Origin of the sequence: Streptacidiphilus cavernicola (assembly GCF_042510955.1) — a bacterium.
Lineage (GTDB): Bacteria > Actinomycetota > Actinomycetes > Streptomycetales > Streptomycetaceae > Streptacidiphilus > Streptacidiphilus cavernicola.
On the sequence record NZ_JBHFAB010000034.1, the window covers coordinates 39,504 to 55,317 of the forward strand.

Consider the following 15,814-nt stretch of genomic DNA (forward strand, 5'->3'; position numbering starts at 1 on the left):
TCCCCCTCATAACATCAGGTATCCCAGGGTTCGTCCGCTGTGCCCTGATCGCGCGACCGGGGCTGGCTTCGCGTCACCAATGGTGACGCGGCGTCTGGCCGGTTAGGAGCCGTCGTAGCGCTCGAGCCAGTCCAGAACCGCAATGCGACCGGCCTGCGCTTGAGTGCCGAGATCGACCAGGCCGAAGCCGTGATCGGTGAATGGGAACTGGATAGTTCGGTTGGTGATCCCGGCATCGGTCAGTTTCTGGACGAAAGCCGCAGTGCGCGAAGCAAGGACGAGGTGGTCGTTTCCGCCCTGCAGGATCAGGGTGGGCGGAGACTTGGGACTGATCTGCGGCGCGGAGTCCGTGGCAGCGTAACGGTCGGGATACTCAGCGACACTTCCGCCGATGTACTTCGGGGTGAGTTGGTCGCCCATTGCGGTGTCGGTCCCCGAGTCGGTGAGATCGACCGCTGGATATTCGGCGACGGCGGCACGGATCTTGGGCAGGTCGGCAGCGGTTCCACAGGTCGGCTGCAGAGCGCCGTTGTTGCTCTTGTAGGCGACGTTGATCGAGAGATTTCCGCCCGCCGAATCGCCCATGGTCGCAACCCGGTTCATATCCCAGTGGTAATGCGAAGCGTTCGCGACCGCCCAGGTGATAGCGCAGCCGACGTCGGCATCCGCAGTGTTCCAACGGGGGTGGTCCTTGTCGGCGAGACGATATTCGACATCCATCACCGCATAACCGTGGCCGGCGAGCCACGTCGTGAAGGGGTTGGTGCGCTTCGACCCGCCAATGAAGCCACCGCCGTGGATGGAGACCACCAGCGGTGCCGGAGTGTTCGATTTCGCGGGAAGATATAGGTCCGCCTGAATCGGTTTCCCGTCGAGGGTTGCATAGGTGATGGTCTCGTTTGGCGCATCACCCGCCTGGAGAAAAGGAACCGAGGGCGCGAACAGGATCCACTTTCCGGTCGCGGTGTGGGCAACCGCGGCCAGACCGATGGCGGCAACGATGGACAGCACCAGCCCAACCGAGGTGCCGACCGATACGATGCGTGCCCATCGGGTTGCGCGCGCTCGCCATGCCAGTATCGCCGCGACCACGGCGACAACAGCGAGAACCAGATTCCACGAACCGAGCGGATCTCGGATATAGATATCAATACCCAGGATCGCCATCTGCGTAGGTGCCCATTGGAGGGCGGGTTTGGTCCAGTGGACAGGTATGACCGCAAGCAGTTGAGCGATCAGGATGTACAAACCGATCACCACCGCAATCACCATCAGCGTGATCCGGCCGATCGAGCGCTTCGTTGCCGGTTCCGGTCCCGATGATTCCGGAAGTGATGATTCTGGTACTGGTTCCAGCGACGTTGTCACAGCGAATGTTCCATTCAATACAGAATCAAGACTTGGCGGCCTGATCATATGGTGGGTGGGTGCGTCTACGACCTTGATCCCAAATCGCGGCGATGCCGGATCGTCACAGGCTTTGGTCTTGAGGCAGGTTCATCTAGCCATCCGTTTGTGGGAGTGGACATCGGTGACCTCCTGGCGCGTTGCGTCGAAGAATCTCGGTGGTAAATGCCTCAGGAAAGGAGGACAAGCTTGCCCTGAGCCGAGCCGCTGCGGCTCTTGCGGTGAGCGTCGGCGACCTCGTCCAGCGCGAACGTCTGTGTGACACTGACCTGCAGTTGCCCGCGTTCGACCAGCGCGACGAGATCCAGGCGCGCCGCCATCCGGATGTCGCTGCCGTGATCGGGCCCAGTCCCGCCGATGACGCGCACGCCGAGGTCGGAGGTGACGTCGTTGTGGACGGTGGACAGCAGGCGGTTGCTGTCGCGGAGGCATCCGGTCGAGACTTCGATCGCCTCCCGAGTACCGACGAGATCGATCGCGGCGTCGACACCGCCGGGGGCGGCCGCGCGGACGCGATCGGCCAGCCCGTCGCCGAACGTCACGGCCTCGACGCCCCAACCGCGGAGCATCTCGTGGTCGCGCTCGCGCGCGGTTCCGATCACCTTGACATCCCATGCGGCCGCGATCTGGCAGAGCATCTGGCCCACGCCCCCGGCGGCGGCGTGGACCAGCAGCGTCTCGCCCTTGCGCAGCCTGGACGCGACGACGGCGTGCATCGCGGTCGTGCCCGCAAGCATCAGGCTCGCCGCCTGCTCCCAGGTCATCTCGGGCGGTTTCGGGAGCAGAGCGGCAGCCGAGACGGTGACCTCGCTGGCGTACGCCCCGCCGACCGAAAACACGATCACCTCGTCACCGACCCTCACCGGGCCGGCGGGGCCGGCCGCGCCGTACGCGGCTTCGACCACCACACCCGCGGCTTCGGACCCGAGCCGCAGTGGCAGCCTGCCACGATCGCCGCCGTAGAAGGCAGGCGCGTACTGCTTCCAGTCGATCGGGTTGACGCCGGCGGCCATGATCCGAACCCGTGCCTCGCCCGTCCCGATCGGTGTGGCAGGTACCTCCACGACGTCGAGGACGTCTGCCTCGCCGTAGTCCCGTGCGACGACGACCCGCGGCATCAGTTGCGCCTCGTCATGTAGCCCTCGGGCACCTCGCTCGGCGGGCGATCGATCACCTCGTCGTTGTCGCGCCCGCGATCTTCGATGAAGGTGATCTGGGCGAACTCGTCCATCACCAGTTTCGGATACGTGGGCCCCTGGTCCCGCAGGTGCGCCATTTCGTCCAGATGCTCGTTCTGGTGCAGCGCGATCTTGTCGTAATTCAGCGGGATCCATGCCGGGAAGAACGTCGCCCCATGGAAGATGCGTTCGTTGAGGTTGACGGCGAGGCTCACGACGGTTCCCGTGGGCTCGTCCCACGACCACTTGTAGACGCCGTCGGCCAGTCGCACGATGTGCGCCGCCTGTTTGTTGACCCAGCGCCCGGCCAAGGGGCCGTCGTGGATGCGGTAGTCGAATGCGCGCTCGTTGCGGATGTAGACCTCGTACCCCCAGCCGTTGTCGTAGGTGTAGATGAGGTGCTTGCCGATCAGAGGGGCGATCTCGTCCGGCCTGGTCGACTCGAACTCGTCCTGGTACGCGGGCTTGTCACTCATCCCAGGGCTCCATTTCTCCGGTGGCGACTTGAGTGGGCACGTCGAGTAGGAACTGGGTGCCGGGGAACCCGACGGCGTCAGGGAAGGCGGCGCGCAGCATGTCGGCCATCTCCCCCGACGACGTGGCGGCCTTGGCCGCTCTCTTGAACTCGGTGAGGTAACGGCGACTCCAGTCGATCGCAAGGCTGTCGTCGGGCAGCCCCGGCTTCGAGTGCCCGGCGATGATGCGCGCGGGCTGCAGCGATTCGAGGTCGTCGAGGCTCTTCAGCCAGTCGTCGTACTGCGGGGGGCGGTGCTCTCCCAGGAACAGGAAGACCCCGTTGAACAGCAGGTCGCCGGCGACCAGTGTCCGGGTGCCGGGGTCCCACAGTGCCGTCGCGTGGACGTGGTCGCCCTGCATCGGCCCGAGGATCTTGAGGGTGCGGCCCTCGACCTCGATCTCGCCTTTCTCCCATGGGGTCGGCACGACACCGCGCCGTGGAGCGTTGGCTCCCATCCCCTCGGCCCAGCGCTCGAACTTGAGCGGGATCGAGCGCCCCATGTCGGCGACGACCACGGGATGCGCGACGACCACGGCCTCGGGGAAGGTGTCGCTGAGGAGGTCGAGGCTGAAGAAGTGGTCGGGGTGGTCGTGGCTGATGAAGATGGTCTTCAGCGCGCGACCGCTGTCCAGGATCGCGGCGATCAGCCGGTGCGCGTCGGAGCGCGCGAACGGCACGTCCACCAGCAGGGCCTCGCGCTCCCCCTGCACGAGCGTGTAGTTGGCGGGCTGATTGCCCGACAGACCGTAGTCGCCGGCGACGACCTGGAAGGTGAGTGGGTCGTTCATGAGCGGCTCCTCAGTGCGCCGTCTGGCCGCCGTCCATGACGAAGACCTGGGCGTTGGTGAATGTCGCCTCGTCCGAGCACAGATGCAGCACCAGGCCGGTCATCTCCTCGGGTTCAGCCGGCCGACCGATCGGACTCGCGGCGAGGAACGCCTTGGAGAAGTCCTCGTCGGTGAGCCAGCGGTCGGTCATCGGCGTCCGCACCAGACCGGGCGCGATCGCGTTGACGCGGATCCCGTTTCGCGCGTACTCGACGCCTGCCGCCTTGGTCAGGCCGACGACGGCGTGCTTGGCCGCGACGTACGGCGCCATGCCCGGGTCGGCGATCACGCCGGCGACCGAGGTGGTGTTGACGATCGCGCCCCCACCGTGCTCGAGCATGTGCCTGAGTTCGGCCTGCATGCAGTTGAACACGCCCTTGACGTCGACCTCGATGACGCGGTTGAAGTCGTCCTGCGACATCTCGTGGAAGGCCTTGGTCGGCGGGAGCACGCCGGCGTTGTTGAACGCGGCGTCGAGGCCACCGAACTCGTCGACGCACCGCTGGACGAGCGCCGTTGCCTGTACGGGATCCGACACGTCGGTGCGCTGGAAGGCGGCCGTCCCCCCGGACTTGATGATGATCTCGACAGTCTGCTTTGCACGGTCGTCGATGTCGCCGATCATCACCGCCGCGCCCTCGCGCGCGAACGCGAGGGCGGTGGCTCGGCCGATACCGGTGGCGCCGCCGGTCAGAACGACCCGCTTGCTGGAGAACCGGCCCATGGTCAGTTGACCGCCCAGCGGGCGTCCGGGTTCGCCTTGCTCAGTTCCTGCAGTTCGGGCAGGTACCAGGGCTTCAGGATCTCGTCGCGCCAGGCCGCGCCCTGCGGGGTGCGCCAGTCGCGGAAGAGCTCGTCGATGCAGGCACGTGTGGTGGTCGGTGCGGCGCCAGCGGCGGTGAGGCGCTGAATGCCGGTCTCGTGTGCCAGTTGGGAGGTGCCGCCGACGGCGTCGACGACGACCATCGCGTCGTAGCCGTCTTCCAGCGCCGAGATGACCGGGTAGACCAGGCAGATCTCGGTCCACAGCGCGGCGAAGATCAGCCGCGGGCGACCCGTCGCCACCACCTGGTCCTTGAACGCCGTGTCCTCCCAGGCGTTCATCGTGGAGCGATCGAGAATCTGGTAGCCGGGAAGCTCATCGACGATGGACTCGAGTGTGGCGGCGTTCGTGCCGCTCCGCACGCCGACCGAGCTGACCACGACCGGCATGTCCATGGCCTTGGCGGACCTGATCAGGGCGCGGACATTGAGCTCGACCACCTCTGCGGGGATTTCCGAGCGGATCGCGGCGAACATCGGGGGCTGGTAGTCGATCAGCACCAGCGCCGAGTTCGCGTAGGTGAACATTCCTTTAGGCTGGCCCATGATTGGCTCCTTTTCACAGTCGGTATTTCTGAGGAAATGCTGCATCATGACGGCGCGTACAGCCATCGCTTCAGGACACGCGCCAGCACCGGCATGATCACGTAGGTCATCAGAGTTGCAATAATGACGTTGGTGAAGATGTTGGTCACGTAGAACGACCACGACCTGGGCAGCCACGCCATCTCTCGTGGAATGACGATCGCCGTCAGGCAGTAGACGACGACGAACGTCAGACTCGCCATCTTCCACTTCTTGGGTGCTGACGATCCGGCGGCGGAACCGACCGCGAACCACGTCTCCATCCCCGTCGCTTCCTGGCGCTGCAGGGTCGAGAACGTGTCGGCCTCGGCGGAGAGGGTGCGGCGGGTCTCGGAGTCCTCCCATGCCTGGAGCGAAGCCTCGTCGGCGAAGCGGTGGACGATGTGGAAGACGTTCGACTCGCCGGGCTCCGGGGTGAGGACCACCGCCCCCAGGTTGTCGGGGAAGGCTTCTGCCGCGCTGATCAGCCGACTCACCCAGCCCATGTACTCCTGCTCGTGCCCCGACCGGACGGTGCGACTGATCACAACGGTGGCGTGGTCGTCCTCGCCGGCACCGGCGGGAACGGCTTTCCGGACTTCGCTCGGCATGGCAGCCCCCGCTCAGTTTTCCCCGGAGGGCAGGAACATGATGAGTTCCACTACGAAGCCGGGGACAAGCTCGAAGCGGCCCTGCATGGCGACCGGGGTACGGCCGAGCTTCTGGACGATCTTGAGGCCGTGGCGCTCGGCCGCTTCCAGAACGGCGGGCACATCGTCGACTTCGAACATCACCTTCGTGTCCTTCCGCCACTGGTCGAACGACTCGGGATCATCGGTGAACATGGCCGAGACATTCCCGTACGGGGATTCCAGCCCGACCACTCGGGTATCGATGGCGGGCCAATCGAAGGCATAGGCCACACGGCCGTTCAGATTGTCCGTGTAGCGCTGGGTGAGCGGCTTCTCCTCGGATCGCGGCAGGATCACCCGGAAGTACGTGCTCTTGACGTGCGCGGTGATATCGGTCGGGACGAGGGGAGTCGAAGACATGGAATCCTCCTTTTTCATCCAAAGCTGCCAAGGAAATATTGCGGCGGCGTCGGGTTAGTGCGCATCACCCGGATCGGAGTATTTCGGACATGGCCCGGCTAGCGAAGAGGCGAGAACACAGCCGGGATCGTGAGGATGTTCTCCTGGCGGAGCAGCATCCCCTCGGCGTGCGTGTTCGGCGGCCAGGCCCCGGTCTCGATCGCCTGCGCGCGGATCCGCTGGCGCTCAGCCGCATCCCGGTAGGCCCAGATGTGTACCAGTTGGTTGCGTCGGCCGGTGGTCGTCCGATACGCACCGATGAACGGTGACAGCTTGCGCCGCTCGGGGAGCTTCTCTGACCAGCGCTCGATCACCTCCGGCATGAAGCCGACCCCGTAGGTATAGGTGCGGATCTCGTAGATTGCACCGAACTCGCCGGGTTCAAGTGGCGGCGCGAACGGCAGCGGCTCCAGCAGCCGCACCTCCTCCTCGATCACATGCTCGTCGATCTGCGGCGGCCACTGGGGAAGCTTCTCCGCTCTGGCGAGGACCGACTCGCGCTCGGCGGCGTTCTCGTACGGCCATAGCTGGATCAGCTGGTTGAGCGTGCCGACCTCCGTCGCGAAGAAGCCGGCCAGTGGTGAGAGTTCGGTGCGCGACGGTAGGACCGCGGCAAAGGCGTCGGTGACTGCGGGCCCCGCCGCGATCTTCAGTTGGAGTGTCCGAAGTTCGATGAGCATGTGAGACCTCGGCAGCCTGCTGGGAACGGACGTACTGCATTGCGCCACCATGGTTACCTCCTTGCCGGGTTAGGCCACGTCACCCGGTACGGGTGATCGAGACGGAGGGCGGGATGCTGCAGGCGTGATGCCGCTTCAGGGAACTCCCACGGCTGCCACAGGTCCGGCACATGCGCGGCATCCAGACTTTCTGTACAGGTAGTCGCAGAGGGGATTTCCGACCATGAGTGGCTTCGAACACAGCAACACTCCGGACGACGGGCCGGGGAGCGGTGGCCAGCCGACCGGTGAGCCGGACCCCGTGCCCGCGCAGCTCGTCTCGCCTGTGCCGGTGAATCCGTCCGCATCGCGGGGGTTCTTCTCCCACAAGCGGAACATCGCGATCGTTGCCGGTGCGGCGGTGCTCGCAGTGGGCGGCGGGATCGCCATCGGCGTGGTGTCCACCTCGGGTTCATCGCACACCACGGCCAGTGCTGCTTCGGGGTTCAAGGGCGGAAAGGCCCGCGGGGCCCTGGGCGAGGGTGGATCGGCGTCCAATGCCCGTTCCGTCAACGAGCCCGGTGGCACCTCGGGCACCGTCAGCGGCGTGTCCGGGAACGGGTTCACGGTGACGACACCGACCGGCGGACAGATCACCGTCAGCGAGGCCTCGTCCACCGCCTATCAGGACGCGACCAGCGGCACCTCGACCGCGACCACGGCGGACGCGGTCAAGAACGGCGCCGGTGTCCTGGTGCTCGGCACGGTGAACAACAAGTCGATCACCGCGACCACGGTGATCGTCGAGCCCGCGGGTAGCCCCTACACGACGGCGTCCTCGGACGTCAGCGCGCTGCAGCGCGGGCAGAAGGCCGGGACGCAGGCGTTCGGCACGATTCCCGCGGACTACAGCGACGGCCAGGGCACCATCGTCGGCGCGGCGACCGCCGACCAGGCGGTGGCGGCGGCGCTGGCCAAGTACCCGGGCGGCCTCGTCGACCGGGTCGTTCAGCTCTCCGATGGCGGGTACGAGGTCCACGACATCGGCACCAACATGCATCACATCTTCGAGGACGCGAGCTTCAAGGTGATCGGCGCCAACTAGGCGCCGGTCAGTGGAGGAGGGTGACCAGGGCCTTCTGGAGGAGGTGGAACGCCTCTTCGTCGGCCCAGACCGGCTGCCCGTGGCGCCAGGCGACATAGCCGTCGGGGCGGACCAGCAGTGCCCCGGCCTCGTGGATTTCGCGGGCGCGGTGCCAGTCGTGGTACGGGTCCTCTGCGCCCTTGGCCCCGATGACGACGGTGCGCAGGAACGGCAGGTCGAGTTTCTGCGCCGCCTGTACCCACGCCTGGCCCGACAGGCCGGTGACGAGGGAGAACGTGCCCTTCTGGGTCACGTCGAGGCTGGAGACCTTGTGCCCGATCTCGTCGACCAGCCACACGTGCGGGATCTTGGCGCCCGGCCGGGTGGTGGCCTGCAGGTGGAGCTCGGGATCGCGCTGCCAGGTCTCCTCGCCGGCTTCGGCGTCAGGGATGACGGCGCAGGACCGGTAGCGCTGGTTGAGTTCCACTCCTTGCGCGTTGAACTCGGTGTTCTTGCCCTCGATGGCGGCGACGAGGGCTTCACGGGCTCCGACTCCGGCAGGGCCGGTGTCGCGGACCTTCGCGAGGCCGGCCGAGACCGGATCGGCCTGGCCCTCGGTGCGGAACGCCTCGTTGACCGGGCGGTAGTCGATGCGGGACTGGTTGGCCCGGGCGACCACCTGGGCACCTACGGGCGCACGCTCCTCGGAGTAGGAGTCGAGCAACCGGGGCCCGGCCCATCCCTTAATCACGTAGGCGAGCTTCCAGGCGAGGTTGGCCGCGTCCTGCATGGAGGTGTTGGAGCCGAGCCCGCTGGACGGCGGGTGGCGGTGGACGGCGTCGCCCCCGCAGAAGACCCGTCCCTTGGAGTACCGGGTGGCCCAGGCCTGGTTGACCTGCCAGGTGGTGACGTTCTCGATCTCGATGTCCACGTCAGGATCGCCGATCATCTCGCGGATACGCGGCAGGACCGCCTCGGGGCTGGTGTCCGGCTCCGGGCCGTCGATGTCGTATCCCCAGCCGGCGATCCACTCGTTCCAGGGGCGCACGGCGCGGAAGGTGCCCATGCCGATCTCGCCGTATCCGGCGCCGGGGGTCATGATCCAGTGCAGCACGGCCGGCCGGTGGGCGACGTACCGGGCGAGGTCGGCCCTGAAGAGGGTGTAGACGGTGCCGGCGCGCCCCATGACGCCCTCGATGGGCAGGCCCAGTTCCTCCGCGATAGTTGACCGGGCACCGTCCGCACCGACCAGGTAGCGGCTGCGGATGGTGTATTCGTGCCCGTTGAGCCGGTCACGGACCGTGGAGGTGACGCCGGAGTCGTCCTGCACATGGCTGAGGTACTGGGCGTTGAAGACGATCTCGGCACCGCGGGCTGCGGCGTTCTTGACCAGCACCGGCTCCATGTAGGTCTGCGGGATGTCCAGCAGCGGACAGGGGCTGCCCTGCAGGTAGTCGCTGATCCGGGCTTCGCCGGTGCCCCAGGTGCGCAGCCTGGCGACCTCCTCACCGGCCAGGCTCGCGGTGAACAGAGTGTCGCCCATGAGGTTCCACGGTGTGGCCACCGAGGTGGCCTCCTGCTCCACGTCGAGGTCGCGCAGCACCTCCAGGGCGCGCTGGTTGGCGATGTGCGCACGGGGGCTGTTGGCCAACCAGTTCCACTTGGTGACCACCCGCACGCGAATACCGAGAGTGGCCAGGGCGAGCGCGCAGGTGGCGCCAGTCGGACCGGTGCCGACGACGAGGACGTCCGTGTCGAACTCCTCGGTGGAGGGGGCGCTGTGCGGTGCTGTGCTCATCAATGGTGTCCTTCGCTGGGGCAAGAGTAGGGCGGGATCCGCGGCCTGCGCTGCCGGCTACGCCGCCGGAGCGCGACCGTCCCACTGGAGCGGCGCCCCGGTACGTTCCTGGACGTATGCCGGGCCGACGTCCGGGGCGGTCTCGACGAGCCGGAGGCCGTCGGCCGTGACGTCGATGACCGCGAGGTCGGTGATGACGCGGTGGACGCAGCCTCGACCGGTGAGCGGCAGGGTGCACTCGTCCACGATCTTGGGTGCGCCGGTCTTGGTGGTGTGGTCCATGAGGACGAGAACGCGGCGGGCGCCGTGCACCAGGTCCATCGCGCCGCCCATTCCCTTGACCATGGCACCCGGTACGGCCCAGTTGGCGAGGTCACCGCTGGCCGAGACCTGCAGCGCGCCCAGGACGGCGGTGTCGATGTGCCCGCCGCGGATCATGGCGAAGGAAGTCGCGGAGTCGAAGAACGCGGCACCGGGCAGCACGGTGACGGTCTCCTTGCCCGCGTTGATCAGGTCGGGGTCGAGCTCCTCCTCCGTGGGGTAGTGGCCGGTGCCCAGGATGCCGTTCTCCGAGTGGAAGACCACCGAGGCGTCGACAGGCAGGTTCGCGGGGATGAGGGTGGGCAGACCGATGCCGAGATTCACATACGAGTGCGGGACCAGTTCTGCGGCGGCGCGGGCTGCCATCTCCTGCCGGGTCCAGCTCATGGGCGTACGGTCCTCTTCTCGACCGGCTTGTCGGCCGCCTGCTGGGGGGTGAGCGCCACGACACGTTGGACGAACACCCCCGGCAGGTGGACGTGTTCGGGGTCGATGACGCCGGGTTCGACGAGTTCCTCGACCTCCGCGACAGTGATCTGGCCGGCCATGGCGACCACCGGGTTGAAGTTGGCGGCGGCCTTGTGGAACACGAGGTTGCCGTGGGTATCGCCGCGTGCGGCTCGCACCAGCGCGTAGTCGGTCCTGATCCCGCGCTCCAGGACGTAGCTGCGCCCGTCGAAGACCCGCTGCTCCTTGGGTGGGGAGGCGATGGCGACCCGTCCGTCCGGGTGGTGGCGCACGGGCAGGCCGCCCTCGGCCACCTGGGTTCCGACTCCGGCCGGGGTGTAGAAGGCGGGAATCCCGGCACCGCCGGCACGCAGACGCTCCGCGAGCGTGCCCTGGGGGATCAGTGCGACGTCGATCTCACCGGCGAGGTACTGACGCGCGAACTCCTTGTTCTCCCCGATGTAGGAACAGGTGACGTGCGCGATGCGATGGTCCGGCAACAGGAGACCCAGGCCGCGGTCGCCGCTCCCGCAGTTGTTGGAGACCACGCGCAGGCGGTCTGCCCCCTGGGCGTGCAGTGCGTCGATGAGGGCATGAGGTACGCCGTTGAGGCCGAACCCGCCGACGGCGAGGGAGGCGCCGTCGGGGATGTCCGCGAGGGCCGCGGCGGCATTGGCGTGGAGCTTGTTCATGGGTGTTCCCGTGCGGTCGGTCCGAAGGAGCCTAGGCGACTGTGCCCGGGGTGATCTCGGCGAGATCGGTCTGCTGCCTGGTGGCAGCGGGTACGGCGCCCTGGGAGGCATGGGCGAGGGTGGTCTCGGTGCCGGCGTCGGAAGGCAGGGGGTTGTAGAGGAGGGCCAGGTGCAGACCGAAGACCCAGTGCCAGACGAAGACCGCGAGAATGTACTTCCACCCCAGGTGCAGGCTCAGGAACCCGGGGTCGGCGCCCATGGCGGGTCCGTAGACGCGCGGGGTCATGAATGCGACGGCGACGACGGCGAGCAGCGTGCCGAACGCCAGTCCCTTGGCCAGGTTGCCGAGCCGAGTGCTGCGCCAGGGCAGCAGGGGGTGCAGGGCACACGCGAAGACCACGGCGAAGACGATGCCGTCGGCATAGTGGAAGACACCGCCGACGGCGAACTTCTCCAGGGGAGACGCGAAGGGCACGTACACCAGGCCGTTCACGGTGTTCCAGTCCAGGCGGGGCAGGCCCACGCCGGGGAACCAGTAGCCGAAGATCGTCGCCACCTGGGTGGCCACGAGGCCCGCCATCAGGGCCGCGGCAAGGCGGTGGCGGGTGGCCCACAAGCGCCACCAGGTGATTTCGCCGGTTCTGGTCGTTCTTCTACCTGTCATGGTGCGACTCCTTTGGGTGCAGTGTGGCGGCACTCAGCCGCGTGGCTGGTGCGCTCCGGTCATGAGTTCGGCCAGGTCGTCGGGGCGAATGAAGGAGGGGGGTGGTGGTGGCCCCCAGTGGTAGAGGGCGTTGCGGCCGCTGAAGACCTCGGGCTTCCACAGGTCGTCGTCGACGACGACGTCGAGGTCGCTGTAGTACTCGGCGAAGGTGCCGGAGGGGTCGCGCAGGTACCAGAAGAAGTTCGAGCCGACGTGGTGGCGTCCGAGACCCCACACGTGGCGTGCCGGGTCCGCCTCCAGCATGGCCGCGGCACCGCGCCCAACCTCGTCGACGTCCTCGACCTGCCAGGAGCTGTGGTGCACGAAGGTGGCGGGGGTGTTCTGGACGAGCAGGTTGTGGTGGTCGGTGGAGCAACGCAGGAACGAGCCGCGGTCCTTGATGCTGTCGCTCACCTTGAAGCCGATGCCGTCAATGAAGAAGCGCATCGAGGTGGCCAGGTCGGTCGAGCCGACGACGACGTGCCCGAGCTTGCGCGGCGTGACCGGAGCCGTCCGGGACAGGGCTTCGGCACGGGCGTTGACACGCAGCGGCCGGCCGGGCGCGTTGGGTTCGATGAGCGGGCCGTTGTCGCTCTGCTTGATGGGGGCAGCGATCTCGACGCGTACGGTGACGCCGGTGACCGGTTCGACCGCGCTGACGGCGGTCTCCTGACGGTCGGCGGTGAACCCCTGGGCGTGCAGGCTCGATGCGACGCGACCGAGGTCGTCCTGGTTGTCGGCTCCGATGGTCATTGCGACCAGGCGGCGGGTGGGGCGGGTGACCAGGCGGAGCTGCTCGCCGCCGTCGCGGGTCGCGAAGCGCCCTCGGCCGAGCGGGTGCAGGCCGAACTCGGTGTAGAACTCCGCGACAGGGGCCGGATCGGGGACGCCGAGGGTGATGTGGCGCAGGGTGTGGAGACTCATGGCAGTCGGCTGTCCTTTCGGGCGCGGTGAAGTGAGAGAAGGTCAGGCTGTGGGGTGGTCAGGACGATCTTTCCGATGTGGCCGCCACCTTCCAGGGTCCGGTGGGCCTCGGCGGCCTCGGGCAGGGGGAGGATGCGGTCGATGACGGGGCGTACCCGCCCGGCGTCGATCAGGGGCCAGAGATGCTCCCGTACCTGGCCGACGATGCGGGCCTTCTCGGCTGCCGACCGGGCGCGCAGGGTGCTGGCGGTGAGAGTGAGGCGGTGCCGCAGGAGGGTGTTGAGGTCGATCTCGGTGCTGCGGCCGCCGAGCAGCCCGATGACGAGGAGGCGTCCGCCGTCGGCGAGGGCGTCCAGGTTGCGGGTGAGGTAGGGGGCTCCGACGCAGTCGAGGACCAAGTCGGCGCCGCGGCCTTCGGTGGCGTCGCGGACGGCGGCGACGAAGTCCTCGTGGTGGTAGTCGACGGCGATCGCCCCGGCGTCGCGGCACCACTCGGTCTTTCGGGCGGAGCCGGCGGTGGCCACGGCCCGAGCACCGAGTTCTCTAATGACCTGCAGGGCGAGGGTGCCGATGCCGGAGGTGCCGCCGTGGACGAGCACGGTCTGCCCGGCCGTCAGTCCGCCCAGCATCACCAGGTTGAGCCAGACGGTGCAGGCCGCTTCCGGGAGCGAGGCGGCCTCGGCGAAGTCCAGCCCGTCGGGGATGGGGAGGAGTTGCCCCTGGGGGACGGCCACCCGCTCGGCGTAGCCGCCGCCGTCCAGCAGGGCGCAGACCCGGTCCCCGACGGCGATGCCCTGGACGTCGGGGCCGACTTCGGCGACCGTGCCCGCGCACTCCAGGCCCAGGATGGGCGAGGCGCCTGGCGGCACGGGGTACAGGCCGCGCCGCTGGCGAAGGTCCGCGTGGTTGACGGCGGTGGCCGCCACCTGCACCACTACCTCGCCCGGAGCGGGCCGGGGAGCCGTGGCCTCGGCCCATGTGAGCTGTTCGGGGCCGCCTGCCTGGCAGACCGTGATCGCTTTCATGGCGCTTCCCTCAGGCTTCCGCAGCGATGGTGTTGCGTAGCGTGCCGATCCCGGAGATCTCGACCTCCACCACGTCACCCGGCTGCAGGAACACCGGCGGCTCACGGAACAGGCCGACACCGCCCGGGGTGCCGGTGACGATGACGTCTCCGGGGGCCAGCGGCGTGAACGTGGAGATGTAGGCGATGAGTTCCGGGATGGAGAAGATCAGGTCGCCCACCGAGGCTGCCTGGCGGACCTCCCCGTTCACCCGAGTCACCAGGTCCAGAGCCGCTACGTCCGGGACCTCGTCGGCGGTCACCAGAGCGGGACCGAAGCCACCGGTCGCCGGGAAGGTCTTGCCGGCCACCCACTGACCGGAGTGCCGCTGCCAGTCCCGGACGCTGCCGTCCTGGTAGCAGGCGTAGCCGGCGATGTGCGTGAAGGCATCCTCGGCGCGGATCCGTCGCCCTCCGGTACCGATGACGACGGCGAGCTCGCCCTCGTAGTCGAAGGTCTCAGTCTCGGCAGGCCTCACCAGCGGCTGGTCGTGGCCGACCTGGGAGTCGGCGTAGCGGGGGAAGATCGTCGGGTACGCGCTCTCGGGACGCGAGGTCTCCTCCCGGTGCGTGCGGTAGTTGACCCCGGCGCAAAGGATCTTCGCCGGATCTGGGATCGGCGGCAGCAGCTCGACGTCGGCGAGTTTCGCATCGCCCGTGCGGCCCTCGGTGGCCTCCCGGACTTGTTCCAGCGCTCCGGCGGCCAGGACTGCCCGCACCGAACCGAGCTCGGGACCCAGCAGGGGACCACAGTCGATGACGGCGTCACCGTCCCCAGTAAGCCGTCCGAAGCCTGTCCGCCCGTTGTGGCGGAAGGTGACCAAGCGCATCGCTGCCTCCGTAGTTCTCATTGCGTTTACAGGATCGTTTCTAAGGGGGCAAGAAACGATTCGTCAATAGGGAAACGTCTTCTGCCTCTGCAGTCGTCTCGGCTAGACTGCGCGCATGGCGAGGCGCGGCACAGCGGTGACACTGAACGAGGACATCTATCGGCGCATCCGCGGCGACATCCTGGCCGGGCGACTCCACCCAGGAGACAAGCTCAGCCCCGCCGACTTCCGCGAGCGCTTCGGCGTCAGCCTCGGGGTCGTCCGGGAGGCGCTGACGAAGCTGGCCGAGCAGAAGCTCGTGTCGGCGCGCAGCGGCCAGGGCTTCAGCGTGGTCACTCTGTCCCCTGAGGAACTGGGCGATCTGACCCTGGTCCGTGTCGACTTGGAGACCAGAGCACTGCGGCTGGCCGTCGAGCGTGGCGATCTGTCCTGGGAGAGCGAGGTCGTCTCGACCCACCACCGATTGGCGCGCACCCCCATCCGCGAGGCGGACGACCCGGAACGCACCAGCGAGGAGTGGGCGGCAGCTCACGCCGCGTTCCACGAGGCGCTGATCGGCGCGTGCCAGGTGCCGCTCCTGCTGGATTTCTGCCACACCCTGCGCGCGGCCACCGAGCTGTACCGGCGCTGGTCCGGGCCGGCCGCCGCCAAGCTGTCGGCCAAGCGCGACGTCGGCGCCGAGCATTTCGCGATCATGGAGGCCGCAGTGGCCCGCGACGCGGACCTCGCAGCCGATCTGCTGGCCGAGCACTACCGCCGCACCGAGCAAGTGCTGCTCGCGGGCGGTTTCACGCAACCTGAGCCGCCACGGGCACCGTCCGAGGGCCGGGAATGATGCGGGCGGTGCTCGATCTGAGCACCGCGCCGGGGGTCCGGCGGACAGGGTC

18 protein-coding genes are annotated in these 15,814 nt (G+C 67.8%); 2 read left to right on the forward strand and 16 right to left on the reverse strand.

Translation table 11 applies throughout. From position 1 onward, the window contains the following. Nucleotides 1-102: 102 nt before the first annotated feature. The 9 genes from ACEZDE_RS31520 to ACEZDE_RS31560 form a co-directional block, all read right to left on the reverse strand. Nucleotides 103-1,368, reverse strand: a complete 1,266-nt coding sequence (locus ACEZDE_RS31520; RefSeq protein WP_380543760.1) for an alpha/beta hydrolase — start codon at nt 1,366-1,368, stop codon at nt 103-105. Nucleotides 1,369-1,577: 209 nt separating this feature from the next. After that, on the reverse strand, nt 1,578-2,525 hold the full coding sequence (locus tag ACEZDE_RS31525) for a quinone oxidoreductase family protein (protein WP_380543763.1): 948 nt from the start codon (nt 2,523-2,525) through the stop codon (nt 1,578-1,580). Further along, the gene (locus ACEZDE_RS31530; RefSeq protein WP_380543766.1) at nt 2,525-3,061 is read right to left on the reverse strand and encodes a phenolic acid decarboxylase; all 537 of its coding nucleotides are present in this window, start codon (nt 3,059-3,061) and stop codon (nt 2,525-2,527) included. Before ACEZDE_RS31530 ends, ACEZDE_RS31525 begins: the two co-directional genes overlap by 1 nt. After that, nucleotides 3,054-3,890, reverse strand: a complete 837-nt coding sequence (locus ACEZDE_RS31535; RefSeq protein ID WP_380543769.1) for an MBL fold metallo-hydrolase — start codon at nt 3,888-3,890, stop codon at nt 3,054-3,056. The genes ACEZDE_RS31530 and ACEZDE_RS31535 overlap by 8 nt, the downstream gene beginning before the upstream one ends. A 10-nt stretch (nt 3,891-3,900) precedes the next feature. Continuing rightward, on the reverse strand, nt 3,901-4,653 hold the full coding sequence (locus ACEZDE_RS31540) for an SDR family NAD(P)-dependent oxidoreductase (RefSeq protein WP_380543772.1): 753 nt from the start codon (nt 4,651-4,653) through the stop codon (nt 3,901-3,903). Between the two features lie 2 nt (nt 4,654-4,655). Next, nucleotides 4,656-5,363, reverse strand: coding sequence for an isochorismatase family protein (locus ACEZDE_RS31545; protein WP_380543775.1), 708 nt, complete (start codon nt 5,361-5,363; stop codon nt 4,656-4,658). Beyond that, entirely contained in the window at nt 5,342-5,926 is a 585-nt protein-coding gene (locus tag ACEZDE_RS31550; protein ID WP_380543778.1) for an antibiotic biosynthesis monooxygenase, read from the reverse strand. The genes ACEZDE_RS31545 and ACEZDE_RS31550 overlap by 22 nt, the downstream gene beginning before the upstream one ends. Nucleotides 5,927-5,938: 12 nt before the next feature. Continuing rightward, nucleotides 5,939-6,367 carry a VOC family protein gene (locus ACEZDE_RS31555; protein WP_380543782.1) on the reverse strand — a complete coding sequence of 143 codons (429 nt, stop codon included), beginning with the start codon at nt 6,365-6,367 and terminating at the stop codon, nt 5,939-5,941. A 98-nt stretch (nt 6,368-6,465) separates the two neighbouring features. After that, on the reverse strand, nt 6,466-7,086 hold the full coding sequence (locus ACEZDE_RS31560) for an NIPSNAP family protein (RefSeq protein ID WP_380543785.1): 621 nt from the start codon (nt 7,084-7,086) through the stop codon (nt 6,466-6,468). A gap of 223 nt (nt 7,087-7,309) precedes the next feature. Between ACEZDE_RS31560 and ACEZDE_RS31565 the strand changes: the two genes are divergently transcribed. Then, nucleotides 7,310-8,170, forward strand: coding sequence for a hypothetical protein (locus ACEZDE_RS31565; RefSeq protein ID WP_380543788.1), 861 nt, complete (start codon nt 7,310-7,312; stop codon nt 8,168-8,170). 7 nt (nt 8,171-8,177) lie between these two features. On the opposite strand, the gene ACEZDE_RS31570 is transcribed toward ACEZDE_RS31565, so the two are convergent. From ACEZDE_RS31570 to ACEZDE_RS31600, 7 genes are read right to left on the reverse strand one after another with little or no spacing between them, the layout of a single operon-like run. After that, nucleotides 8,178-9,947, reverse strand: a complete 1,770-nt coding sequence (locus ACEZDE_RS31570) for an FAD-dependent oxidoreductase (RefSeq protein WP_380543791.1) — start codon at nt 9,945-9,947, stop codon at nt 8,178-8,180. Between the two features lie 57 nt (nt 9,948-10,004). Beyond that, the gene (locus ACEZDE_RS31575) at nt 10,005-10,655 is read right to left on the reverse strand and encodes a 3-oxoacid CoA-transferase subunit B (RefSeq protein WP_380543794.1); all 651 of its coding nucleotides are present in this window, start codon (nt 10,653-10,655) and stop codon (nt 10,005-10,007) included. Beyond that, nucleotides 10,652-11,407, reverse strand: coding sequence for a CoA transferase subunit A (locus ACEZDE_RS31580; protein WP_380543797.1), 756 nt, complete (start codon nt 11,405-11,407; stop codon nt 10,652-10,654). The genes ACEZDE_RS31575 and ACEZDE_RS31580 overlap by 4 nt, the downstream gene beginning before the upstream one ends. A 31-nt stretch (nt 11,408-11,438) precedes the next feature. Further along, complete coding sequence (locus tag ACEZDE_RS31585) at nt 11,439-12,071, reverse strand: hypothetical protein (RefSeq protein ID WP_380543800.1); 633 nt, start codon at nt 12,069-12,071, stop codon at nt 11,439-11,441. Nucleotides 12,072-12,104: 33 nt separating this feature from the next. Then, nucleotides 12,105-13,034: a VOC family protein gene (locus tag ACEZDE_RS31590; RefSeq protein WP_380543803.1), complete on the reverse strand. Its 930-nt coding sequence runs from the start codon at nt 13,032-13,034 to the stop codon at nt 12,105-12,107. Beyond that, nucleotides 13,031-14,059, reverse strand: coding sequence for an NAD(P)H-quinone oxidoreductase (locus ACEZDE_RS31595; protein WP_380543807.1), 1,029 nt, complete (start codon nt 14,057-14,059; stop codon nt 13,031-13,033). The genes ACEZDE_RS31590 and ACEZDE_RS31595 overlap by 4 nt, the downstream gene beginning before the upstream one ends. 10 nt (nt 14,060-14,069) lie before the next feature. Continuing rightward, nucleotides 14,070-14,948 (reverse strand): fumarylacetoacetate hydrolase family protein, encoded by an 879-nt coding sequence (locus ACEZDE_RS31600; protein ID WP_380543810.1) that lies wholly within the window; start codon nt 14,946-14,948, stop codon nt 14,070-14,072. A 115-nt stretch (nt 14,949-15,063) separates the two neighbouring features. Here ACEZDE_RS31600 and ACEZDE_RS31605 point away from each other — a divergent pair, with 115 nt between their 5' ends. Then, a complete protein-coding gene (locus ACEZDE_RS31605; RefSeq protein WP_380543813.1) occupies nt 15,064-15,762 on the forward strand; it encodes a GntR family transcriptional regulator in 699 nt (232 codons plus the stop codon). Nucleotides 15,763-15,814 lie beyond the last annotated feature (52 nt).